The sequence below is a fragment of the Roseococcus pinisoli genome (assembly GCF_018413645.1).
GTDB classification, from domain to species: Bacteria; Pseudomonadota; Alphaproteobacteria; order Acetobacterales; family Acetobacteraceae; genus Roseococcus; species Roseococcus pinisoli.
The window spans coordinates 1,081,697-1,100,509 of record NZ_JAHCDA010000001.1; the positions used below are offsets into that span (position 1 = coordinate 1,081,697).

Sequence of the window (18,813 nt, forward strand, 5' to 3'; positions counted from 1 at the left end):
ATCCATGTCGGCTGCTGAAACCGTTGCCTCCTCCGTCCGCAAGGGCGTCCCCGCCATCACCCTGGCGGGCGTGAACAAGTGGTTCGGCGCCCTGCACGTGCTGCGTGACGTGAATCTCGAAGTGGCGATGGGCGAGCGCGTCGTGGTCTGCGGCCCCTCGGGCTCGGGCAAGTCGACGCTGATCCGCTGCATCAACCGGCTGGAGGAGCACCAGGAGGGGCAGATCATCGTGGACGGCAAGGAGCTGTCCAACGATATCCGCAGCCTGGACGCCATCCGCCGCGAGGTCGGCATGGTGTTCCAGAGTTTCAACCTGTTCCCCCATCTCACGATCCTGGAGAACTGCACCCTCGCCCCCATCTGGGTCCGCAAGATGCCCAAGAAGGAGGCGGAGGCGCTGGCCATGGAATATCTGGAGCGCGTGCGCATCCCTGAGCAGGCGGGTAAGTATCCCGGCCAGCTCTCGGGCGGGCAGCAGCAACGCGTGGCCATTGCCCGGGCGCTCTGCATGAAGCCGAAGATCATGCTCTTCGACGAGCCGACCTCGGCGCTCGACCCCGAGATGATCAAGGAGGTGCTGGACACCATGGTCATGCTCGCCGAGACGGGCATGACCATGATCTGCGTGACCCACGAGATGGGCTTCGCCCGGACCGTGGCCGACCGGGTGGTCTTCATGGACCGCGGCGAGATCGTGGAGCAGGGCGTGCCGGAGGAGCTCTTCGCGAATCCCCGGACGGACCGCCTGAAGACCTTCCTCAGCCAGATCCTCAGGGGTCACTGAGCCTCCGGTCTGGATGGCTGCCCTGACATGCGAAAGCTGTTAAGGAGGGAGGGGACAGATATCGCGCCCCCCCTCGCCAAGGCCCGTCATTGACCTCCTCCTCGTCTTCCTCCGAGAAGCTCACGGCCGCCTCCATGCTGGGGGTCCTGGGCGTCGTCTATGGCGATATCGGGACCTCGCCCCTCTACGCGCTGAAGGCGGCCCTGCTGCACTTCGACGAGGGGGGCATCGAGCGGTGGGAGATCCTGGGGATCCTCTCGCTGATCTTCTGGTCGCTGATGCTGACGGTCACGCTGAAATACGTGATCTTCGTCATGCGGGCCGACAACAAGGGCGAGGGCGGGATCATGGCGCTGATGGCGCTGGCCCAGCGCTCCGCGACGACGGAGCGCGGGCGCTTCGTCATCGCGCTGATCGGCATCGCCGGCGCCGCGCTTTTCCTGGGCGACGGCATGATCACCCCGGCCATCTCCGTGCTCTCGGCGGTCGAGGGCCTCGAGGTGGTCGAGCCCGCCTTCAAGGAATTCGTGATTCCCATCACGCTGGGCGTGCTGGTGGCGCTCTTCCTCATCCAGTATCGCGGGACGGGCAGCATGGGCCGGGTCTTCGGCCCCATCTGCGCGGCCTGGTTCGGCACGATCGGGCTGCTGGGGCTGATCGAGATCTTCGACAATCCGGAGGTCTTCGCCGCGCTCTCGCCCTGGCCGGCCATCCAGTTCTGCATCCACTACCATCTGGCCGCCTTCGTCGCGATGGGCGCCGTGGTGCTGGCGGTGACGGGGGCCGAGGCACTCTATGCCGATATGGGCCATTTCGGCCGCCGGCCGATCCGCCTGGTCTGGCTGTTCTTCGTGCTGCCGGCCCTGGCGCTCAACTATTTCGGCCAGGGCGCGCTGCTGCTCCAGCGGCCGGAAGCGATCTCCAATCCCTTCTTCCTGCTCTCGCCGGAATGGTTCAGGCCCTTCCTGGTGGTGCTGGCGACGGCGGCCACCATCATCGCCAGCCAGGCGATGATCTCGGGCGCCTATTCCATCGCCCGTCAGAGCGTGCAGCTCGGCTTCGCCCCGCGGCTCGAGGTCGTGCACACCAGCGCGACCGAGGAGGGGCAGATCTACATGCCCCAGGTGAACCTGGCCCTGCTTATCGGCGTCGTGATCCTGGTCCTCGAGTTCAAGACGAGCGACAGCCTCGCCGCCGCCTATGGCCTCGCGGTCACCGGCACCTTCCTCTGCACGACGATGCTGGCGCTGCTGGTCTTCCGCCGGCAGTTCGGCTGGCACTGGGCGCTGGTGGCGCTGGTCTTCATCCCGCTGCTGATGCTCGACCTGAGCTACTTCGCCGCGACCCTCCTCAAGATTCCGGAGGGCGGCTACGTGCCGGTCGTCATCGGCGCCGCGACCTTCACCATGATGCTGACCTGGTATCGTGGCCGGCAGCTGCTCTTCGCCCGCTTCCGGCAGGACAGCCTGCCGCTGAAGTCCTTCCTGGCGCGGCTGCCGCAGTCGCGCACCACGCGGGTGCCCGGCATCGCCGTCTTCATGACCGGCCAGGCCGACTATCTGCCCGGCGCCCTGCTGCACAACCTCAAGCACAACAAGGTGCTGCATGAGCGCGTGCTCTTCGTGACCGTGCGCAACGAGGACGTCCCGAATGTCGGCCCCGAGCGCCGGGCCGAGGTGACGGATCTGGGCGGGGACATCCACCGGATCATCCTCTGCTACGGCTTCCAGGAGAGCCCCAATATCCCGCGCGAGCTGGAGCGGCTGGCGGCGGAGGGGCTCATCGTGTTCGAACCCATGCAGACGAGCTACTTCCTCGGCCGTGAGACGATCGTGGCCGCCACCGTGCCGAAGATGGCCCGCTGGCAGCAGTGGCTCTTCACCTTCCTCAGCCGGAATTCCGTGCCCGCCACGGAATTCTTCAAGATCCCCTCCGACCGTGTGGTCGAACTAGGTGTGCGCGTCGCGATCTGATGTCTGTGTTGCTGCTTCGATCCCTGCTGTTCAACGTCGCCTTCTTCGGACTGGGCGCCTTCTTCATGGTGCTCGGCGTGCCGCTGCTGCTCGGGCCGCGCCGATTGCAGCGCCGGGCGATGCGGGGCATGGCCCAATGCCTCGTCTGGACGCTGTGCCGGACGATCGGCGTCACCCTCCGCGTCACGGGCAGCGAGCATCTGCCCACCCAGGGGGCGGCGCTGATCGCCGCCAAGCACCAGTCGGCCTTCGACACGCTGATCTGGTTCACGCTGGTGCCGGACGTCGCCTATGTGATGAAGAAGGAGCTCTTCCTCCTTCCCTTCTACGGCTGGTTCGCGCGCCGGGCGCCGATGATCGGCGTGGACCGTTCGGCCGGCGGCAAGGCCATGCGGCAGATGATGCGCGACGCGCGGGAGGTGGCGCGCGAGGAACGCCAGATCGTGATCTTCCCGGAGGGCACCCGGACCGCGCCGGGCCAGCGCATTCCGTACCAGCCGGGGGTCGTGGCCCTGGCCTCGTCGCTGAACCTTCCCGTGATCCCAGTCGCCACCAATTCGGGGCGGATCTGGGGGCGGCGCAACTTCCTCAAGCGCCCGGGCACGCTCGAGGTGCGCGTGCTTCCGCCGCTCACGGTCGCGCGCGGGGAGCTTCTGGCTAGGCTGGAGCAGGTGATCGAGACGGAGCAGCTGGAGCTGGAGGGTGCCGGCCGCTGAGGCGGCTCAGCTCCCGGCCGCTTCCCAGCCCGCCTTGCGCTCGTAGTGCTTGTAGTACTTGTCGGTGACCTGGTCGGTCATCACCACGATGGCGACATCGGTGGTGTTGAACTGCGGGTCGAGCACGGCGCCGTCGCCTACGAAGCCGCCGAGCCGCAGATAGCCCTTGATGAGCGGCGGCAGTGACATCAGCGCCGCCTTGGCGTCGTAGCTGCCGCGCGGCAGCCGGTCCATCGACTTGTAGCGGGAGTCCAGCGCGCGCGGGCAGAGGTTCGGCGGCGCCTGGTGGTGATGCGCGAGGTAGGAGAGCTGCGCCGCATTGGCGTCGAGATCGAGGCCCTGCAGGCTCGCGCAGCCGAACATCAGCGCGATCTTGTGATTGAACACATAGGCGGCGATGCCCTGCCACAGCAGCTGCAGCGTGCCGCGCGTGCGATAGGCGACATCGGTGCAGGAGCGCCCGAGCTCCAGGATGCCGCCAGGATAGTTAAGAATATTGGTGATGTCGTATTCGTCGGCCGAATAGAACTGGCCGATGCGCTCGGCCGCCTGGCGGCGGATCAGGCGATAGGTGCCGACCACGCTTTCCGGGCCCTCGCCGCGGTCGTGATCGACGACGAGGAGATGGTCGGCAACGACGTCATAGGCATCGGCGTCGAGGCGGCTGGCCAGCGTCGCCGCGTCGGGGTTGGCGCCCATTTCCTCGTAGAAGACCCGGTAGCGCAGGGCCTGGGCGGCGGTCACCTCCCAGTCCTGGTCCGCGACGCGGACGCCGAGATTGCCGGAACGCAGTTCCGCGAAAGGCTGCGGCCCGGTCATTTGCGCCGGGCGTTCCGCGCGGCTGCGGGGTCCGTCGCGGCGGGCGCCGCCTTGCGCCCGAAGATCTCGAGGCGAAGCTGGACGAGCTCGAAGCCGAGGCGCGCCGCGATCTCGCGCGCCAGCGCGTCGTGCTCGGCATCCTGGAATTCAATCACGCTGCCGGTATCCACGTCGATGAGGTGGTGATGGATGCCTCGATCGGCGGGGTCGAATCGGGCCCGGCCGCCGCCGAAGTCGCGGCGCTCCAGGATGCCCTTTTCTTCCAGGAGGCGGACGGTCCGATAGACCGTCGCCACCGAAACGCGGCTGTCGAGGGCCACGGCCCGACGGTAGAGCTCCTCTACGTCGGGGTGGTCCTCGCTCTCGGAAAGGACGCGCGCAATGAGGCGCCGCTGACCTGTCATTTTCAGGCCGCGCTCGACGCACATGCGCTCGATGCGGGATGCCGCTTCGAGAATGGCTCGGCCCCCTCTACCTGCCGTCACCGTCACACCATTGTGACGGGGTTAGTTCTTAGCAGGCTGATCGCCCTTGCGCGACTGGGTACCGAGACCGATCTGCTTGGCGAGCGAGGAACGGTGCTTGGCGTAGTTCGGGGCCACCATCGGATAGTCGGGCGGGAGGCCCCACTTGTCGCGATACTGGTCCGGCGTCATCCCGTAGGAGGTCTGCAGGTGGCGCTTCAGCATCTTGAGCTTTTTGCCGTCCTCGAGGCAGATCAGATAGTCCGGCGTCACGGACTTCTTGACCGGAACGGCGGGCATCTTCTTCTCGACCTCGGTACGGACAGGCGCAGAACCGAGCGAGGAAAGCGTACGATGGACCTCGACGATCAGACCGGAGAGATCGTTCACAGACACCGGATTGTTCGACACATGTGCCGAGACGATTTCCGCGGTCAGACCCAAAAGATCGCCGGCGGAAGAGCTGTCTGACATATCGTTGATCCTATCCAATAGAACAATTCGCAGCTTCTAGGGCGATGGGACACATTTCGCAAGGCGCTTTGTTATGCTTGTTCCTGTAGCTGACGATTCTAGCGTGGAAAGATAAAATGATGACCACAAGTCAATTGGTGGACGTATCGGCCGACACTTGCCCAATGACCTTCGTGCGTGCCCGACTTCGGCTCGACCGCATGCAGCCGGGCGAAGTTCTTGAGGTGCGTTTCAAAGGTGACGAGCCGCGTGACAACTTGCCGCGGAGCTTCGCGGAGCAAGGTCATTCAGTCCTCGTCATGGAGTTCAACGAAGACGGAAGCGGAAAGTTGTTGGTGAAGAAAGGCGGCTAAACATTTAATTCACAAGTTTCATTTCGCGGAGAGACCCGGTGTTGTCCCCGCGAAGGAAAGCCGCATCGCCAGCGCATGGGCACCGGGCGCGTAGTAGTCACGGCGCAGCCCGATCCGGGTAAAGCCGAAGGCGGCATAGAGGGCGATCGCGGCCGTATTGTCTTCCGCCACCTCCAGGAACATCGAGTGCGCGCCCGCTGCCTCGACCCCGGCGAGCACCGTCTTCACCAACTTAGCGGCGATGCCGCCGCGCCGGGCGTCGGGGCGCACGGCCAGGGTCAGGATCTCCGCTTCGTCGAGTGTCTGCCGGGCCAGGATGAAGCCCTTCTCGTCCGCGCGCAGCCCGAAGGTTCCCTCGAGGCCCAGCAGCGTGGCGATCGTCGTGGCGTCCCAGGCGGCCTCGGGCGGGAAGGCCGTCGCATGGATGGTGGCGAGGAGATCGGCCTCGCCCGGCTCGGCGACGACCAGCCTCATGTGGTGGCGGGAGCTTCGACATAGACGGGCGCCACGGCCAGCGCCGGCAATTCGCCCGCGAGCCGGCGGCGCGCCACGGCCTCCACGGCCAGGGCCTCGACCTGCCGGGCGCCGCCGAGGGCAATCGGCCAGCCGCGCGCGGCCATGCGGGCCGCCGCGCGGGTCGCGCCGTCGCCGACCAGGTAGACGAGGCCTTCCGGCTGGGGGAGCGCCGGTTCCGCGACGACCGCGGCCGGGCCCAGGGCCGCTCCATCCGCATCGAAGCGTTCCAGGAACAGCTCGCCCCGGCGATTTTCGGTGACGGCCCAGGCCGCCGTGCCGGGCGGCAGGCTCGCGGCCAGCGCCTCGCCGGTCGTGACGGCGACGAGCGGAATGACCCGCGCCGTCGCAATGCCTTCGGCCAGGGCGATGGCGCTGCGCAGACCGGTGAAGCTTCCCGGACCGACGACGACGGCGACGGCGTCGAGCGCGCCGACCAGCACCGCCTCGGCCAGCGGCGGCAGCGCGGCGGCCTGGCCATGCGCGCCCTCCCGGCTTTGCTCGGCGTGGAGCGCGCCGTCCACCACGAGGGCGGCCAGGCATCGGGACAAGGCGGCATCGAGAACAAGAAGGCGCATCGGGTCCCGCATCGCACCGAACGCCGCCTCCGGGCAAGCCTGCCAGGACCGGCGGGGTTACGGCCCGGTCAGAGCCGTCGGAGCCAGACGCGCAGGGTGATCCACGCCGTGAGCCAGCCGATGCCGGCCGCCACCAGCGGCAGCGCCAGGAGGGAGCCCCAGGGGAGGTCCGCCGCCGTCGCCTCGCGGGCCAGCACCACCGGGATCGCCTGATCCGCCAGCGCCCATAGCGCCGGCACCGCCACGACGGCGCCGCCCAGGGCGCCCATGGCGCAGAGTTGCGCGAGGCGCCGGGCGAAGCGCCGGGCGATATCGCTGTCCCGCGCGCCGAGCTCGTGCAGGATCAGGATGGTCTCGCGCCGGGCGGCGATGCCCGAGCGCGTCGCCACCGTCACCAGGGCCGCGCCGACCAGCCCCACCACGGCCAGCATCGCGACCGACAGCGCCTGCAGCACCTCGGCGAGGCGCAGCGCCTGCTGGATCGCGGTGCCCTGGGTTTCGAGCTGAGCCCCCGGTAGGTCCTGGACGACCTCCAGGAAGGAGGTCTGATCCGCGTCGGGCCGCAGGGTGATGGCGACCATCCGGGGCAGGGGCAGATTGGGCACCTCGCCAAGCCAGGGCGCCATGAGCTGGCGCAGCCGCTCCTCTGGCACCAGCGCGGCCTCGACGGTTCCCGGCAGCTGGGCGAGTCTTTCGGCGATCGCTCCCGCATCGGCGTCGGAGGGAAGTTGCAGAAGGAGCTGCCCCGAGGCCCCGGCCTGCCAGCGCTCGGCGAGGCGCCCTGCGCCCTGCGCGCCCGCAAGGCCGAGGGCGGCGAGCAGCGCCATGGCGCCCACCAGCGCGGGCAGCAGCCGGTCGGCCAGGGCGCGGCGCAGGCCGAGGGGGTCCCGTCCCTTGAGATGACGCAGGCGCGGGATGTCAGCCATGGCTCACCAGCCTTCCCGACTCCAGGCGGAGCGCGGCGGCGGGATATTCCACGGGCAGCACCTCGCTATGCGTCGCCACGATCACGGTGGTGCCGAGGCGGTGCATCTCGCGCAGCAGGGTGATGACGCGGCGGGCCTGGGCGTCGTCGAGATTGCCGGTCGGCTCGTCGGCGACCAGCAGCGCCGGCCGCGCGACCACGGCGCGGGAAAGGGCAAGGCGCTGCTGCTCGCCGCCGGAGAGCGTGCTGGGCGAGGCGTCCGCGCGCTCGAGCAGGCCGACCCAGCGCAGGATCTCGCGCACATCCGCGGTCAGCCGGGCCTCGGGGATGCCCTGGATGCGGAGCGGCAGCGCGGCATTCTCGAAGACCGAGAGGTGCGGCAGCAGGCGATAGTCCTGGAAGACAACGCCGATCCGTCGCCGCAATGCCGGCAGGGCACGCCGGGGCAGGCGCGCGATATTGGCGCCGAGCACCTCCACCTCGCCGTCGGAAGCGCGAAGGGAAAGATGCATGAGCCGCAGCAGGCTGGATTTTCCGGCGCCCGACGGGCCGAGGAGCCAGGTGAAGCTGCCGGGCTCCAGCATGAAATCGAGGCCGCTGAGCGCCCAGGCCCCACCCCCTTCGGGGTATCGCAGGCCGACTCGGGAAAAACGCACCATGGGGGGAGTTTCGCCGCTGCCTTCCCTATAAGGCAAACCAGTGGTTGCAGGATGGCCGCCGCCTTGGCACATGCGAAGCCCAGATGGACATAGCTTGCCCCCATTGCGGCGCGACCTATCGCGTCCCGGATTCGCTGGCCGATGGCCGGAAGGCCGTGCGCTGCGTCGCCTGCATGAAGAGCTGGGTGCCGCAGGCCGCCGGGGCGCTGGCCGCCACCGGGCAGGACTGGCTGTCTTCGGCGCCGTTGACCGCGCCTCCGCCCCCGGTCGAGCCCGTGCCGGCCGGGCCGGCGCCCGTCGATGCGCCCGGTGCCATTTCCTTTTCCTCGGCCTCTGCGCCGACGCGCCTTGAAGCGGCGCCCTCATCGGCGACGCCGCCCGGCCTCGCCGACCGGCGCCTGCCGGAGGCCTCGCGCCGAGGGGGCGGCTCGGCGCTGTCCACGGCCTGGGCGGTCAGCCTCGCGCTGGTGATCGGCGGGGTCGCGGCCCTCTGGGTCTATCGCGCGGAACTTGCGGTCCTCTGGCCGCCCTTCGCGCGGCTGACGGGTTGAGACGACTTGACGTCGAAACCCCTGGCCTGCCACCTGTTGAAACCGTAATCTACTGAAGCGTGATGTGAACGAGCCCCGCTGCCTTGGGGTGTGCGAGAATACGAGGCTCCGGGCTTGCCACAGGACGCGCGCCGGCCTAGGTGCGCCCGGACGACACATTCTAATCCGCCCCGGCCGGCGCCGGGGCACCGAGCCGGCCCTCCGGCAGCAGGAGACAGGTAATGAGCGAGACCGCCGACAAGGTGAAGAAGATTGTCGTGGAGCATCTGGGCGTCGAAGAGGCCAAGGTGACCCCGGAGGCCTCGTTCATCGACGACCTCGGCGCGGACAGCCTCGATACGGTCGAGCTGGTCATGGCCTTCGAAGAGGCCTTCGGTGTCGAGATTCCCGATGACGCGGCGGAGAAGATCCAGACCGTCAAGGACGCCATCGAGTTCATCGAGAAGCAGCAGGCCGCGGCCTGATTTCTCTTCCAGGGTAGGGAACGTCACGTGTTCGCGCAGGGCTTCGCGCCGCGCCGCGTCGTGGTCACCGGCATGGGGATCGCGAGCCCGCTCGGGCTCGGGATCGAGAATGTCTGGAACCGCCTGACGAACGGCGAAAGCGGCATCTCCGCCATCCAGGCCTTCGACACCAAGGACCTTCCGGCGCGTATCGCCGGTCAGGTGCCCGCCGGCACCAAGGCCGACGGCAAGCTCGACCTGGCCGAATGGATCCCCGTCAAGGACCAGAAGAAGATGGACCGCTTCATCCAGCTCGCGCTGGTGGCGGCCGTCGAGGCGGTCGAGGATTCCGGCTGGATGCCGGAAGCCGAGGCGGATCGCTGCGCGACCGGCGTGATGATCGGCTCGGGCATCGGCGGACTCCAGACCATCCAGGAGACCGCGGCGCTCGTCGTCGAGAACCGTGCGCGACGCATCTCTCCCTTCTTCATCCCTGCCTCGCTGGTGAACCTGGCCTCCGGCCATGTTTCGATCCGCTACGGCTTCAAGGGCCCGAACCACTCGGCCGTGACCGCCTGCGCGACCGGCGTGCATGCTATCGGTGATGCCTCGCGCCTCATCGCGCTCGGCGATGCCGAGGTGATGGTGGCCGGCGGCGCCGAGGCCGCGATCTGCGAGCTCGGCATCGGCGGCTTCTGCGCCTCCCGCGCGCTGTCCACCGGCTTCAACGACGCGCCGGCCACGGCTTCGCGCCCCTGGAGCAAGGATCGCGACGGCTTCGTGATGGGGGAGGGCGCTGGCGTCCTCGTCCTCGAGGAGCTGGAGCACGCCAAGAAGCGCGGCGCCAAGATCTATGGCGAAGTGATCGGCTACGGCATGTCCGGCGACGCCTATCACATCACCGCGCCGCCGGATGACGGCGACGGCGCCTTCCGTGCCATGAAGGCCGCCCTGCGCGATGCCGGCGTGGCGCCGGAGGCCGTGAACTACGTGAACGCGCATGGCACCTCGACCTTCGCGGACGATGTCGAGCTCGGCGCCGTGGAGCGGATCTTCGGCGATGCCGCCAAGAACCTCGCCATGTCGTCCACCAAGTCGGCGATCGGGCACCTGCTGGGCGCGGCCGGCGCGGTGGAGGCGATCTTCTCCATCCTTGCCATCCGCGACAACGTGGCGCCGCCCACCCTCAACCTCGACGATCCCTCGCGCGAAAGCCCGATCGATCGCGTGGCGAAGGTGGCGCAGCAGCGGAAGATCGACGTGGCGCTGTCGAACAGCTTCGGCTTCGGCGGCACCAACGCCTCGGTGATTTTCCGCGCCGCGCCCTAGGCGCGTGCGCAAAGCCGCGCCGCAACCTCTCGGGCTGGCGCGGCTTTAGACCGATATGCTTCGACTTCTGGGTGTCCTCGGCGCCCTCGTTCTCTTCCTGGCCTGTGGGGCCGGGATCTGGGGATGGGGCACCTTTTCCAGGCCGGGCCCGCTTGAGGCCCCCACGCGGGTCGTGATCCCGCGCGGTGGGATCGAGGCCATCGCCGCCATGCTCCACGCGAAGAATGTCGTGGCCGAGCCGCGCATCTTTGCCGCCGCCGCCTGGGCCACCCGCGACCGCGGGCCGCTGCGTGCCGGCGAATTCGCCTTCGAGCCGCATGTCACCATGACCGAAGTGCTGCACATCCTCCGCGAGGGGCGCGTGGTGCAGTATCGGCTCACCATTCCCGAAGGGCTGACCGCCCAGCAGATCGCCGCTATCCTCGAGCGGACCGAGGGCCTGACGGGCGAGGTGCCCCCCCTGGAGGAGGGCGCCGTGCTGCCGGAGACCTATGTCTTCGAGCGCGGCGATACCCGGGCCGCCATCGTGCGCCGCGCGACGGCGGCGATGGACCAGGCGCTGGCCGAGGCCTGGGCCAGCCGTGCCGCGGACCTGCCACTGGCCACCCCGCGCGAAGCCCTCGTCCTCGCCTCCATCATCGAGGAGGAAACCGGCGTGGCGGCCGAGCGCGGACAGGTGGCCGGCGTCTTCGTGAACCGCCTGCGGCGCGGGATGATGCTGCAATCCGACCCGACGGTGGCCTATGGCGTCACCCAGGGCGCGCCGCTGGACCGGGCCCTGACGCGCGCCGATCTCGACACGCCGCATCCCTACAACACCTACCGCATCCGCGGCCTGCCGCCGGGCCCGATCGCCTCGCCCGGGCGCGAGGCGCTGCGCGCGGCCACCCGGCCCGAGACGACGGATGCCTTCTATTTCGTGGCCGACGGCACGGGCGGGCATGCCTTCGCCCGCACGCTCGACGAGCACAACCGCAACGTCGCCCGCTGGCGCGCCATGGGCCGGCCCATGCTGCTGCCCTCCGGGCGCGCACCATGACGGCCGGCCTCACCGTCCTGGCCTGGGGCTGCGTCCTCGGCCTCGTCCACATCTTCGCCCCAGCCGTCGCCAGGACGCTCGTCTATGGCGCGACGTGGAACCTCGGCCCGCGCGATGCGGAGATGCCCCCGGCCGGCCCGCTCGCCGAGCGGCTCGCCCGGGCCCAGGCCAATTTCTTCGAGACCTTCCCCATCCTGGTCGCGGCGGTGCTGATCGTTCATGCGGCCGGGCTGGAGAACGCCTGGACCGCCTATGGGGCCTGGCTCTGGCTGGGCGGCCGCATCCTGTATCTGCCGCTCTACGCTTTCGGCGTTCCTGTCGTCCGCACCCTCGCCTTCATGGCCAGCATGGTCGGGCTTGTCCTGATCCTGGGCGCGGCCCTCTTCTGAGGCCACCGCGCCGCAGCGATGCGGGGCGGGGTGACAACTTCGCCGCGAGCTGCGGTAGGATGGCCCCTTCGTGAAGGGCGGCCCGGCCGTCGTCCAGAATCAAGCAGGTACGCCGTCGATGTCCGCACCGAAGAAAATCGCCCTGGCCACGCTGGTGCAGCCCAACGGCAATCACCTCGCCGCCTGGCTCGCGCCCGAGGCGCAGCCGGATGCCGGGACCGATATCGCCTGGTGGCAGCGCATGGCGCAGATCGCGGAGCAGGGGAAGTTCGACCTCTTCTTCATCGCCGATACGCCGACCGTCCGCGTGGACAACATGCGCATGTGGAGTCATGCGCCCAGCTTCATGAACCAGCTGGAGCCGCTGACCATGCTTGCGGCCGTGGCCGGCGCCACCCGCCGCATCGGCCTCGGCGCCACCGTCTCGACCAGCTTCAACGAGCCCTACAACGTCGCGCGCTCCTTCGCCTCGCTGGACCATATCTCGGGCGGGCGCGCCGGCTGGAATGTGGTGACCTCGGCCAACGACTATGCGGCGCGGAACTACGGCCACGCCAAGCTCGCCCCGCATGCCGAACGCTACGCCCGCGCCCATGAATTCGTGCAGGTCGTGCAGAAGCTCTGGGACTGCTGGCAGGACGACGCCTTCATCAACGACCGGGAGCAGAAGCTCACCTTCGACCCCGCGCGCTTCCACGTCGTGGCTCATGAGGGGAAGCACTTCCGGGTGAATGGCGGCCTCAACCTCGCCCGCTCGCCCCAGGGCCATCCCGTCATCATCCAGGCCGGCGCGTCCAATACGGGCAAGGAGCTCGCGGCGGAGACGGCCGAGGTCGTCTTCGGCACCTCCGCCACGATCGAGGAGGCGGTGAAGTTCTATGACGACCTGAAGGGCCGCATGGCGAAGTATGGCCGCGCGCGGGACAACCTGAAGATCCTGGGCGGCATCACCGTCATCGTCGGCGACACGCAGGAGGAGGCCGAGGCCCGCCACCTGCAATACCAGGAGATGCTGCACCCTTCGGTCGGCGTGCTGCGCGTCAGCCAGGACCTGGAGACCGACCTCTCCGACCTGCCGCTGGACGAGCCGGTGCCCGAGCGCCGCATCCCCAAATCGGCCAACCACCACCAGGCCTATTTCGCCGAGATCGTGGGCCTCATCGGCCAGGGCCTGACGCTGCGCCAGGTGGCCATGCGCTACAACCGCAGCAAGGCGACCTTCTGCGGCACGGCTGCGCAGGTGGCCGATGTGATGCAGGAATGGGTGGAGGCCGGCGCCTGCGACGGCTTCATGGTCACCTTCCCGGTGATGCCGACCTGCCTGCAGGACTTCGTGGACAAGGTGGTGCCGGAGCTGCAGCGCCGCGGGATGTTCCGCGAGGATTATACCGGCACCACGCTGCGGGAGCATCTGGGCATTCCGCGCCCGGAGAACCGCCACGTCGCCGGCGGCCCGGCGAAGACCGAAGCCGCCGAATAGGTCGTGGGGCCGGTCAGGCCCCGGCCGCGGTCCATCGCTCCCCGGCGCGTACCGGGGTTTCTTCCGCCGCGTGCTGCGCCTGCGCGGCGAGGCGCAGCACGCGGCTGGGCGCCTCCTCCGTCGGCACGGTGAGCAGCCCGCGCGCGCGGAACCATTCCCCGATCCGCACGCTCGACGTCCAGGAGATGAGCCAGGGCGCCAGCAGCAGGCCGAGCAGCACGGGCGCCATCCAGGCGGCGAGGAGCGGGTTGATCGCCAAGGCGAGGCCCGCCAGCGTCACGCCGAGCACCAGATGCGCGCGGGAGAGGCGGAAGGCCGCGCGCAGGGAGATCGCCTCGCCCTCGCGGCGCTGGGTGGTCCAGCCGCCATCCCGCCCCAACAGGATGCCCACGACCTGCTGCGCCTGGGTCAGCATGGTCACGGGCGAGAGCAGCGAGGAGACGAGGATCTCCAGCACGCCGCCGGCCAGCAGGCGAAGCGCGCCCGCCCCGCGTCGCCGGAGGATGAGCGCCGCAAGTGCCATGAACTTGGGCGCCAGCAGAAGCAGCAGCGTCACCGCGAAGACCCAGAGCGCGCGCTCCGGATCGACGATGGGCCATTGCGGGAAGAGCGCGTGGCTGTTCGGGAAATAGTCGGGCCGCAGGAAATGGGCCTGCAGCGAGACCGCGAGGCCGAGGATCAGGAAGGCTAGCCAGAAGGGTGCGCTGAGATAGGCGGCGATGCCGGTCGCCATGTGCAGCCGGCTCAGCGGATGCAGCCCGGCCGTGCCGATCACCGCGCTGTGCTGCAGGTTGCCCTGGCACCAGCGCCGGTCGCGCACCGCGAGATCGGGCAGGGTGGGCGGGCCCTGCTCGTAGCTGCCGCCCAGCAGCGGGGCGAGGTGGATGGCCCAGCCGGCGCGCCGCATCAGCGCGGCCTCGACGAAGTCGTGGCTCAGGATCTCGCCGCCGAAGGGCTTGCGGCCGGGCAGGCGCGGCAGGCCCGCCGCGCTGGCGAAGGCCTCCGTGCGGATCATCGCATTGTGGCCCCAGTAGTTGCAGTCCGCGCCGGACCACCAGGCGAGCCCCTGGGCGATCAGGGGGCCATAGACCTGGCCCGCGAACTGCTGGAGGCGCGCGAAAAACGTCTCGCCGCCCTGGAGCAGCGGCAGCGTCTGGATGAGGCCGACATCCGGATGGCGCTCCATCGCGGCCGCGAGGGAAACGACGGTCCCGGCCTCCATCAGGCTGTCGGCGTCGAGGATGAGGAATTGCGGATAGGCGCCCCCGAAGCGGCGGACCCATTCCTCGATATTCCCGGCCTTGCGGCCGGTATTCTGCGGGCGGTGGCGGTAATGGACGGCGGGGCCGGCCTCCTGCGCCATGGCCAGGGCCGCCTCGCCCTCCGCGTCGCGGATCGCGGCATCCGTGCTGTCGCTCAGCAGGAAGATGTCGAAGGTCGAGGACGCCCCGGCCTCCTCGAAGGAGGCGCGCATGGCCGAGAGGGTCGCGCGCCAATGCGGCACGCTCTCATTGTAGATCGGCACCAGAAGGGCGGTGCGCGATCGCGGCGGAGGCGCCGGCGCCCGCAGGCCGAGCGGATCGGTTACCACGCCCATGGAGAACAGGCCGGCCACCGCGCTGGTGAAGGCCAACGCGATCCAGATGAAGAGCATGGCGAAGAAGGCCGTCAGCACGACGCCCATCAGGCTCCAGCGCGAGAGGCCGAGCACCAGCGACATTTCGCTGGTCGCGATGAAGGTGAAGGCCAGCGCGCCGCCGATCACCAGCAGGCGCCGCAGCCACATTAGGGGCGGTGCCGAGGGACGGGACGTCACGACCGGCCGTGGCGCCCGGGCGAGGTCCTGTGCCGGCATGGCCATGGGGGCTTCCGGCGGCAGGAGCTCGAGGCCGGGCCTCCCCCGGCTCATGCCGTCCATCGAAACGCCCATGTCTCGGAGATCGGGGTCTCGCCCCGCCGCAGGCGCGCGCGCAGCTCGACCACCCTTGTGTTGCCGGGATCCAGCTCGAAGGACAGGCGCATGCCGCCGGTCTCGCGATTGGCGTGCAGCACCACGTTGCGCAGCGTGCCCGCGCTGTTCTCCACGGCCGCCTCCGGCAGCGTGGCATTGGGCCCGGTCGGGACCGGCGTGATGTCCAGGACGAAGAGCCGTGCCTTGCCGTCGCCGGCCGCGCCGATGCGGGTGGTGGCGAAGCGCACCAGCCGGCCGTCGCCGGGCTCCTGGCCCGACCAGTGGAGCCGGTAGCGCAGCTCCAACGGCGTATTGGCCTTGAGCGGCTCCGCGGGGGACCAGAAGGCGGCGATGTTGTCGTGGATCTCGCTCTGAGTCGGGATCTCGACGAGCCGCACCTCACCAGCGCCCCAGTCCTGGAGCGGCTCGACCCAGAGGTTCGGGCGGCGGTGGTACTCGGCGTCGAGGTCCTGGTATTCGGAGAAGGCGCGCGCGCGCTGCAGGAGGCCGAAGCCGCGCGGCGACGCGTCCTGGAAGCCGCTGACCTGGAGGTCTCGCGGGTTGGAAAGCGGGCGCCAGATCTGCTCGACCTGGCCGGTACGCATCATCAGCCCGTCCGAATCATGGACGGCGGGGCGATAGTCGCTCACCCCGTCGCGATCCTGCGGGCCGAAGAAGAACATGCTGGTGGCCGGCGCGATACCCAGCGCCGTCACGTCCTGCCGCGCGAAGAGCTTGGCCTGCACCTCCATCGTCGTGGTCTCGCCGGGCGTGATGGCGATGCGATAGGCGCCGGCCAGGCTCTGGCTCTCCAGCAGCGCATGGACCACGGCGGCGGTGTCGCCCGCCTTGGGCTTCTCGATCCAGAAGGCCGTGAAGGCGGGGAATTCCTCGCCTTGCGGATCGGCCGTCCGGATGGCGAGGCCCCGTGCCGAGAGGCCGTAGACATTGCCGCGCCCCAGGGCCCGGAAATAGCTCGCGCCCAGGAAGGAGCAGAGCTCGTCGAAATGGTCGGGCCGGTTCAGCGGGCTCAGCAGGCGGAAGCCTGCGAAGCCGAGATCCTCGTCCTCGCCCGGAGCCTGCACGTCCTCGTAACGGAACTGCGAGGCGCGGAAGCGCAGCGGCGTGGCCTGCCCCTCCGCGACCTCGAAGAGGTCCACGCGGTCCTTGAACAGGAAGCCGCGATGATGCGGCTGGAGGCGAAAGGGCGAATCCGGCTCCGACCACCAGGCCTGGGCCGCGTCGAAGCGCACCTTGCGGTAGCCGTCATAGTCCAGGCGGTCGAACTGGCGCGGAAGCGGCGACTGGCGCCGGCGATAAGGCTGGCCGGCGATGGTGCGGGCCAGTTCCGACACCGTTTCGGCGTTGAAGGGCGCCGGGCCCTGCTGGTCCGAGGGAAGTGTCTGGGCCTTGCCGGCGGCCCCCCCGACCAAGAGAGAGGCACCGGCTCCGGCGGTGAAGAGAAGCTTGCGTCGCTGCATGGGCGCGCCTTTCCTCAGGATTGCCGCGGTCCGGTGGCCGTCGCTTCTGCAGCGGCCACGGGGTGGTGGCGCCCCAGGATGGATTCGACGTTCGAGGCCTGAGTGGCGTCGCCGGCGCGGACGATCACCAGGGTACCGCCCTGGCGCAGGCGCTCGCTGTACTGCCCTGCCTCCGTCTCGCCAATGCCTTGCGCGGTCAGGGCGCCGATCAGGCCGCCCGTCGCAGCACCCATGCCGGCCGCCGTGAGCACGGTCGCGAACCAGCCGGCAGCCAGGATCGGCCCGAAACCTGGGAGGGCCAGCGCCCCCACGCCGGCCAGCACGCCCGCGCCCGTTCCGAGTACGGCGCCGACCGAGGAACCGGTACGGGTGGCACTGGAAGAATCTTCGGCCGATTCGGCGAGGCTGACCTCCAGGCCGGGCAGATGAAGCGAATCCAGCTCCTCCGTCGCCTTGGTGGCGGCGGCGCGGTCCTCGAAGACCTTTGCGACCGTAATCATGAGGAGGCTCCTGAAAATGCGGCGCGACCCGAGAATCACGCGGGCCGCAGCTTCGGCGCGATTTCGGGCGAACCAATGATGAATTATGGGCGAACCGTGGTGAGCGGTCGGTGGAGGAGCTCCGCTTCCCTCCTCAGAGGGACATCTGGTCCCGTTCGACCATAGCGGTGAACCAGGCGCCGTCCTGGCCCCGGTAGACGATCCACCAGGGCTCGCCCCGGCGTTTCGGCACCATGGCGTATTGGGCGAAGACGGTGCCCTCGTTCGTGTGGACTTTCATCGGTCGCGCGAAAGCGAGCATCGGGGCCTCCCAGGATCGGGTGTCACGCGTTCAAACGCGGAATGGGCCTCTGGGTTGCCGGCGAGGGAAAGTTGAGGACGGCTCGCGCCCCACCGCCGGGCACGTTCTCCAGGTGGAATTCGCCGCCGAGCCGCTGGGCGAAGCCTTCCATGATGGTCACGCCGAAGCGCGGGGCGTCCTGCAGCACGCCGCAGAGGCCCTGGCCGTCATCGCCCACGGTCAGGCTCAGGGTCGCGCCCTCCTGCCGCAGCGCGACCGAGATGGTGCCGCCCGGCCGGTCGCCAAAACCGTGCCGGACGCTGTTCATGACGGCCTCGACGACCGTCATCGCCACCAGGATGGCCGCGCCATGCTCGAGCGGCGAGGCCTCCACCACCACCTCGACGGCGACGTCGCTGCGGCCGACCGAGCGCAGCAGGTCCAGCGTCAGCGCGTCCAGCGCCTCGGCCAGCCGCTCGCCGGCCAGTTCGGGGTCCTTCATGCGGCGATGCACGAGGGCGACGTTGTGCAGCCGCTGGACGGCATCGGCGAGGGCGACCTGCGCTTCCGCCACGCTGGAGACGCGCGAGGCCTGGAGGGAAAGGACGGCGGCCAGCGACTGGATGCTGCTCGCCATCCGGTGCTGGAGCTCCTGGCGGAGGTGGCGCTCATGCGCGAGCAGCCGGTCGATCTCCTCGCGCTGCGCCCGGAGCTGCGCGGCGCCCGCCCGGACGAGCTCGACGAGCACGATCAGCGCCCCGGCCACCAGGGCGAAGGAACCGACGGCGACGGCACCCTGCGGCCAGAGCAGGTCGAAGGAACGGTCGGGCGGCAGCACGAAGTACCAGATCGCCGCCACCGAGGAGGTCAGCACCGCGGCGGCCGGCCGCCAGTCGGCGAAGGCAGCCGTGACGCCGATGGCGAGGAAGAAGGAGGCGAAAGGCGCGCCCTCGATGCTCGCGGCCTGCCGCAGCAGGAAGGCCACGGCGAAGGAAGCGGCGCCAAGCGCGAGGCCCCGCGCCGGCCCACGGGGTGGGCCCGCCATTCTCGCGAGTAAGGGCATAGGCGAAAGGATGGGCCATCCGGAGGGGCGCGCGCAAGGTGTCCAGGCA

The 18,813-nt window shown here is 69.5% G+C and carries 22 protein-coding genes; 10 read left to right on the top strand and 12 right to left on the bottom strand.

Annotation, left to right across the window (positions count from 1 at the left end; translation table 11 throughout):
• Positions 1–4 precede the first annotated feature (4 nt).
• From KHU32_RS05230 to KHU32_RS05240, 3 genes are all read left to right on the top strand, one after another.
• The gene (locus tag KHU32_RS05230; RefSeq protein WP_213668955.1) at positions 5–784 is read left to right on the top strand and encodes an amino acid ABC transporter ATP-binding protein; all 780 of its coding nucleotides are present in this window, start codon (positions 5–7) and stop codon (positions 782–784) included.
• A gap of 134 nt (positions 785–918) precedes the next feature.
• On the top strand, positions 919–2,757 hold the full coding sequence (locus tag KHU32_RS05235) for a potassium transporter Kup (protein ID WP_213668956.1): 1,839 nt from the start codon (positions 919–921) through the stop codon (positions 2,755–2,757).
• Complete coding sequence (locus tag KHU32_RS05240; protein WP_249680559.1) at positions 2,757–3,473, top strand: lysophospholipid acyltransferase family protein; 717 nt, start codon at positions 2,757–2,759, stop codon at positions 3,471–3,473. Before KHU32_RS05235 ends, KHU32_RS05240 begins: the two co-directional genes overlap by 1 nt.
• 6 nt (positions 3,474–3,479) lie before the next feature.
• On the opposite strand, the gene KHU32_RS05245 is transcribed toward KHU32_RS05240, so the two are convergent.
• From KHU32_RS05245 to KHU32_RS05255, 3 genes are all read right to left on the bottom strand, one after another.
• A complete protein-coding gene (locus KHU32_RS05245; RefSeq protein ID WP_213668957.1) occupies positions 3,480–4,292 on the bottom strand; it encodes a GNAT family N-acetyltransferase in 813 nt (270 codons plus the stop codon).
• Positions 4,289–4,720 carry a Fur family transcriptional regulator gene (locus tag KHU32_RS05250; RefSeq protein ID WP_213668958.1) on the bottom strand — a complete coding sequence of 144 codons (432 nt, stop codon included), beginning with the start codon at positions 4,718–4,720 and terminating at the stop codon, positions 4,289–4,291. The genes KHU32_RS05245 and KHU32_RS05250 overlap by 4 nt, the downstream gene beginning before the upstream one ends.
• Before the next feature lie 78 nt (positions 4,721–4,798).
• A complete protein-coding gene (locus KHU32_RS05255; RefSeq protein WP_213668959.1) occupies positions 4,799–5,230 on the bottom strand; it encodes a MucR family transcriptional regulator in 432 nt (143 codons plus the stop codon).
• A gap of 116 nt (positions 5,231–5,346) precedes the next feature.
• Here KHU32_RS05255 and KHU32_RS05260 point away from each other — a divergent pair, with 116 nt between their 5' ends.
• Entirely contained in the window at positions 5,347–5,583 is a 237-nt protein-coding gene (locus tag KHU32_RS05260; protein ID WP_213668960.1) for a sulfurtransferase TusA family protein, read from the top strand.
• A gap of 18 nt (positions 5,584–5,601) precedes the next feature.
• On the opposite strand, the gene KHU32_RS05265 is transcribed toward KHU32_RS05260, so the two are convergent.
• The 4 genes from KHU32_RS05265 to KHU32_RS05280 form a co-directional block, all read right to left on the bottom strand.
• Entirely contained in the window at positions 5,602–6,057 is a 456-nt protein-coding gene (locus KHU32_RS05265; protein ID WP_213668961.1) for a GNAT family N-acetyltransferase, read from the bottom strand.
• Positions 6,054–6,674, bottom strand: a complete 621-nt coding sequence (tsaB, locus tag KHU32_RS05270) for a tRNA (adenosine(37)-N6)-threonylcarbamoyltransferase complex dimerization subunit type 1 TsaB (protein ID WP_213668962.1) — start codon at positions 6,672–6,674, stop codon at positions 6,054–6,056. The genes KHU32_RS05265 and tsaB overlap by 4 nt, the downstream gene beginning before the upstream one ends.
• Before the next feature lie 68 nt (positions 6,675–6,742).
• Positions 6,743–7,600: a cell division protein FtsX gene (locus KHU32_RS05275; protein ID WP_213668963.1), complete on the bottom strand. Its 858-nt coding sequence runs from the start codon at positions 7,598–7,600 to the stop codon at positions 6,743–6,745.
• Positions 7,593–8,258 carry a cell division ATP-binding protein FtsE gene (locus KHU32_RS05280; RefSeq protein ID WP_213668964.1) on the bottom strand — a complete coding sequence of 222 codons (666 nt, stop codon included), beginning with the start codon at positions 8,256–8,258 and terminating at the stop codon, positions 7,593–7,595. Before KHU32_RS05280 ends, KHU32_RS05275 begins: the two co-directional genes overlap by 8 nt.
• A gap of 83 nt (positions 8,259–8,341) precedes the next feature.
• On the opposite strand from KHU32_RS05280, the gene KHU32_RS05285 reads away from it, so the two are divergent.
• From KHU32_RS05285 to KHU32_RS05310, 6 genes are all read left to right on the top strand, one after another.
• Positions 8,342–8,809 carry a zinc-ribbon domain-containing protein gene (locus tag KHU32_RS05285; RefSeq protein ID WP_213668965.1) on the top strand — a complete coding sequence of 156 codons (468 nt, stop codon included), beginning with the start codon at positions 8,342–8,344 and terminating at the stop codon, positions 8,807–8,809.
• A gap of 221 nt (positions 8,810–9,030) precedes the next feature.
• Positions 9,031–9,273: an acyl carrier protein gene (locus KHU32_RS05290; RefSeq protein WP_191083442.1), complete on the top strand. Its 243-nt coding sequence runs from the start codon at positions 9,031–9,033 to the stop codon at positions 9,271–9,273.
• 27 nt (positions 9,274–9,300) lie between these two features.
• Positions 9,301–10,581, top strand: a complete 1,281-nt coding sequence (fabF, locus tag KHU32_RS05295; RefSeq protein ID WP_314075319.1) for a beta-ketoacyl-ACP synthase II — start codon at positions 9,301–9,303, stop codon at positions 10,579–10,581.
• Positions 10,582–10,636: 55 nt separating this feature from the next.
• Positions 10,637–11,620, top strand: coding sequence for an endolytic transglycosylase MltG (gene mltG, locus KHU32_RS05300; RefSeq protein WP_213668966.1), 984 nt, complete (start codon positions 10,637–10,639; stop codon positions 11,618–11,620).
• Positions 11,617–12,009, top strand: a complete 393-nt coding sequence (locus tag KHU32_RS05305; protein WP_213668967.1) for an MAPEG family protein — start codon at positions 11,617–11,619, stop codon at positions 12,007–12,009. The genes mltG and KHU32_RS05305 overlap by 4 nt, the downstream gene beginning before the upstream one ends.
• Positions 12,010–12,127: 118 nt before the next feature.
• Entirely contained in the window at positions 12,128–13,489 is a 1,362-nt protein-coding gene (locus tag KHU32_RS05310; protein ID WP_213668968.1) for an LLM class flavin-dependent oxidoreductase, read from the top strand.
• A gap of 13 nt (positions 13,490–13,502) precedes the next feature.
• Here KHU32_RS05310 and mdoH read toward each other — a convergent pair whose 3' ends face one another.
• From mdoH to KHU32_RS05335, 5 genes are all read right to left on the bottom strand, one after another.
• Positions 13,503–15,419: a glucans biosynthesis glucosyltransferase MdoH gene (mdoH, locus tag KHU32_RS05315; protein ID WP_213668969.1), complete on the bottom strand. Its 1,917-nt coding sequence runs from the start codon at positions 15,417–15,419 to the stop codon at positions 13,503–13,505.
• Entirely contained in the window at positions 15,395–16,921 is a 1,527-nt protein-coding gene (locus KHU32_RS05320) for a glucan biosynthesis protein (protein ID WP_213668970.1), read from the bottom strand. Before KHU32_RS05320 ends, mdoH begins: the two co-directional genes overlap by 25 nt.
• A gap of 14 nt (positions 16,922–16,935) precedes the next feature.
• Entirely contained in the window at positions 16,936–17,421 is a 486-nt protein-coding gene (locus KHU32_RS05325) for a hypothetical protein (RefSeq protein ID WP_213668971.1), read from the bottom strand.
• 133 nt (positions 17,422–17,554) lie between these two features.
• Positions 17,555–17,722, bottom strand: coding sequence for a hypothetical protein (locus KHU32_RS05330; protein WP_213668972.1), 168 nt, complete (start codon positions 17,720–17,722; stop codon positions 17,555–17,557).
• Between the two features lie 22 nt (positions 17,723–17,744).
• On the bottom strand, positions 17,745–18,746 hold the full coding sequence (locus tag KHU32_RS05335; protein ID WP_213668973.1) for a sensor histidine kinase: 1,002 nt from the start codon (positions 18,744–18,746) through the stop codon (positions 17,745–17,747).
• Positions 18,747–18,813: the final 67 nt, after the last annotated feature.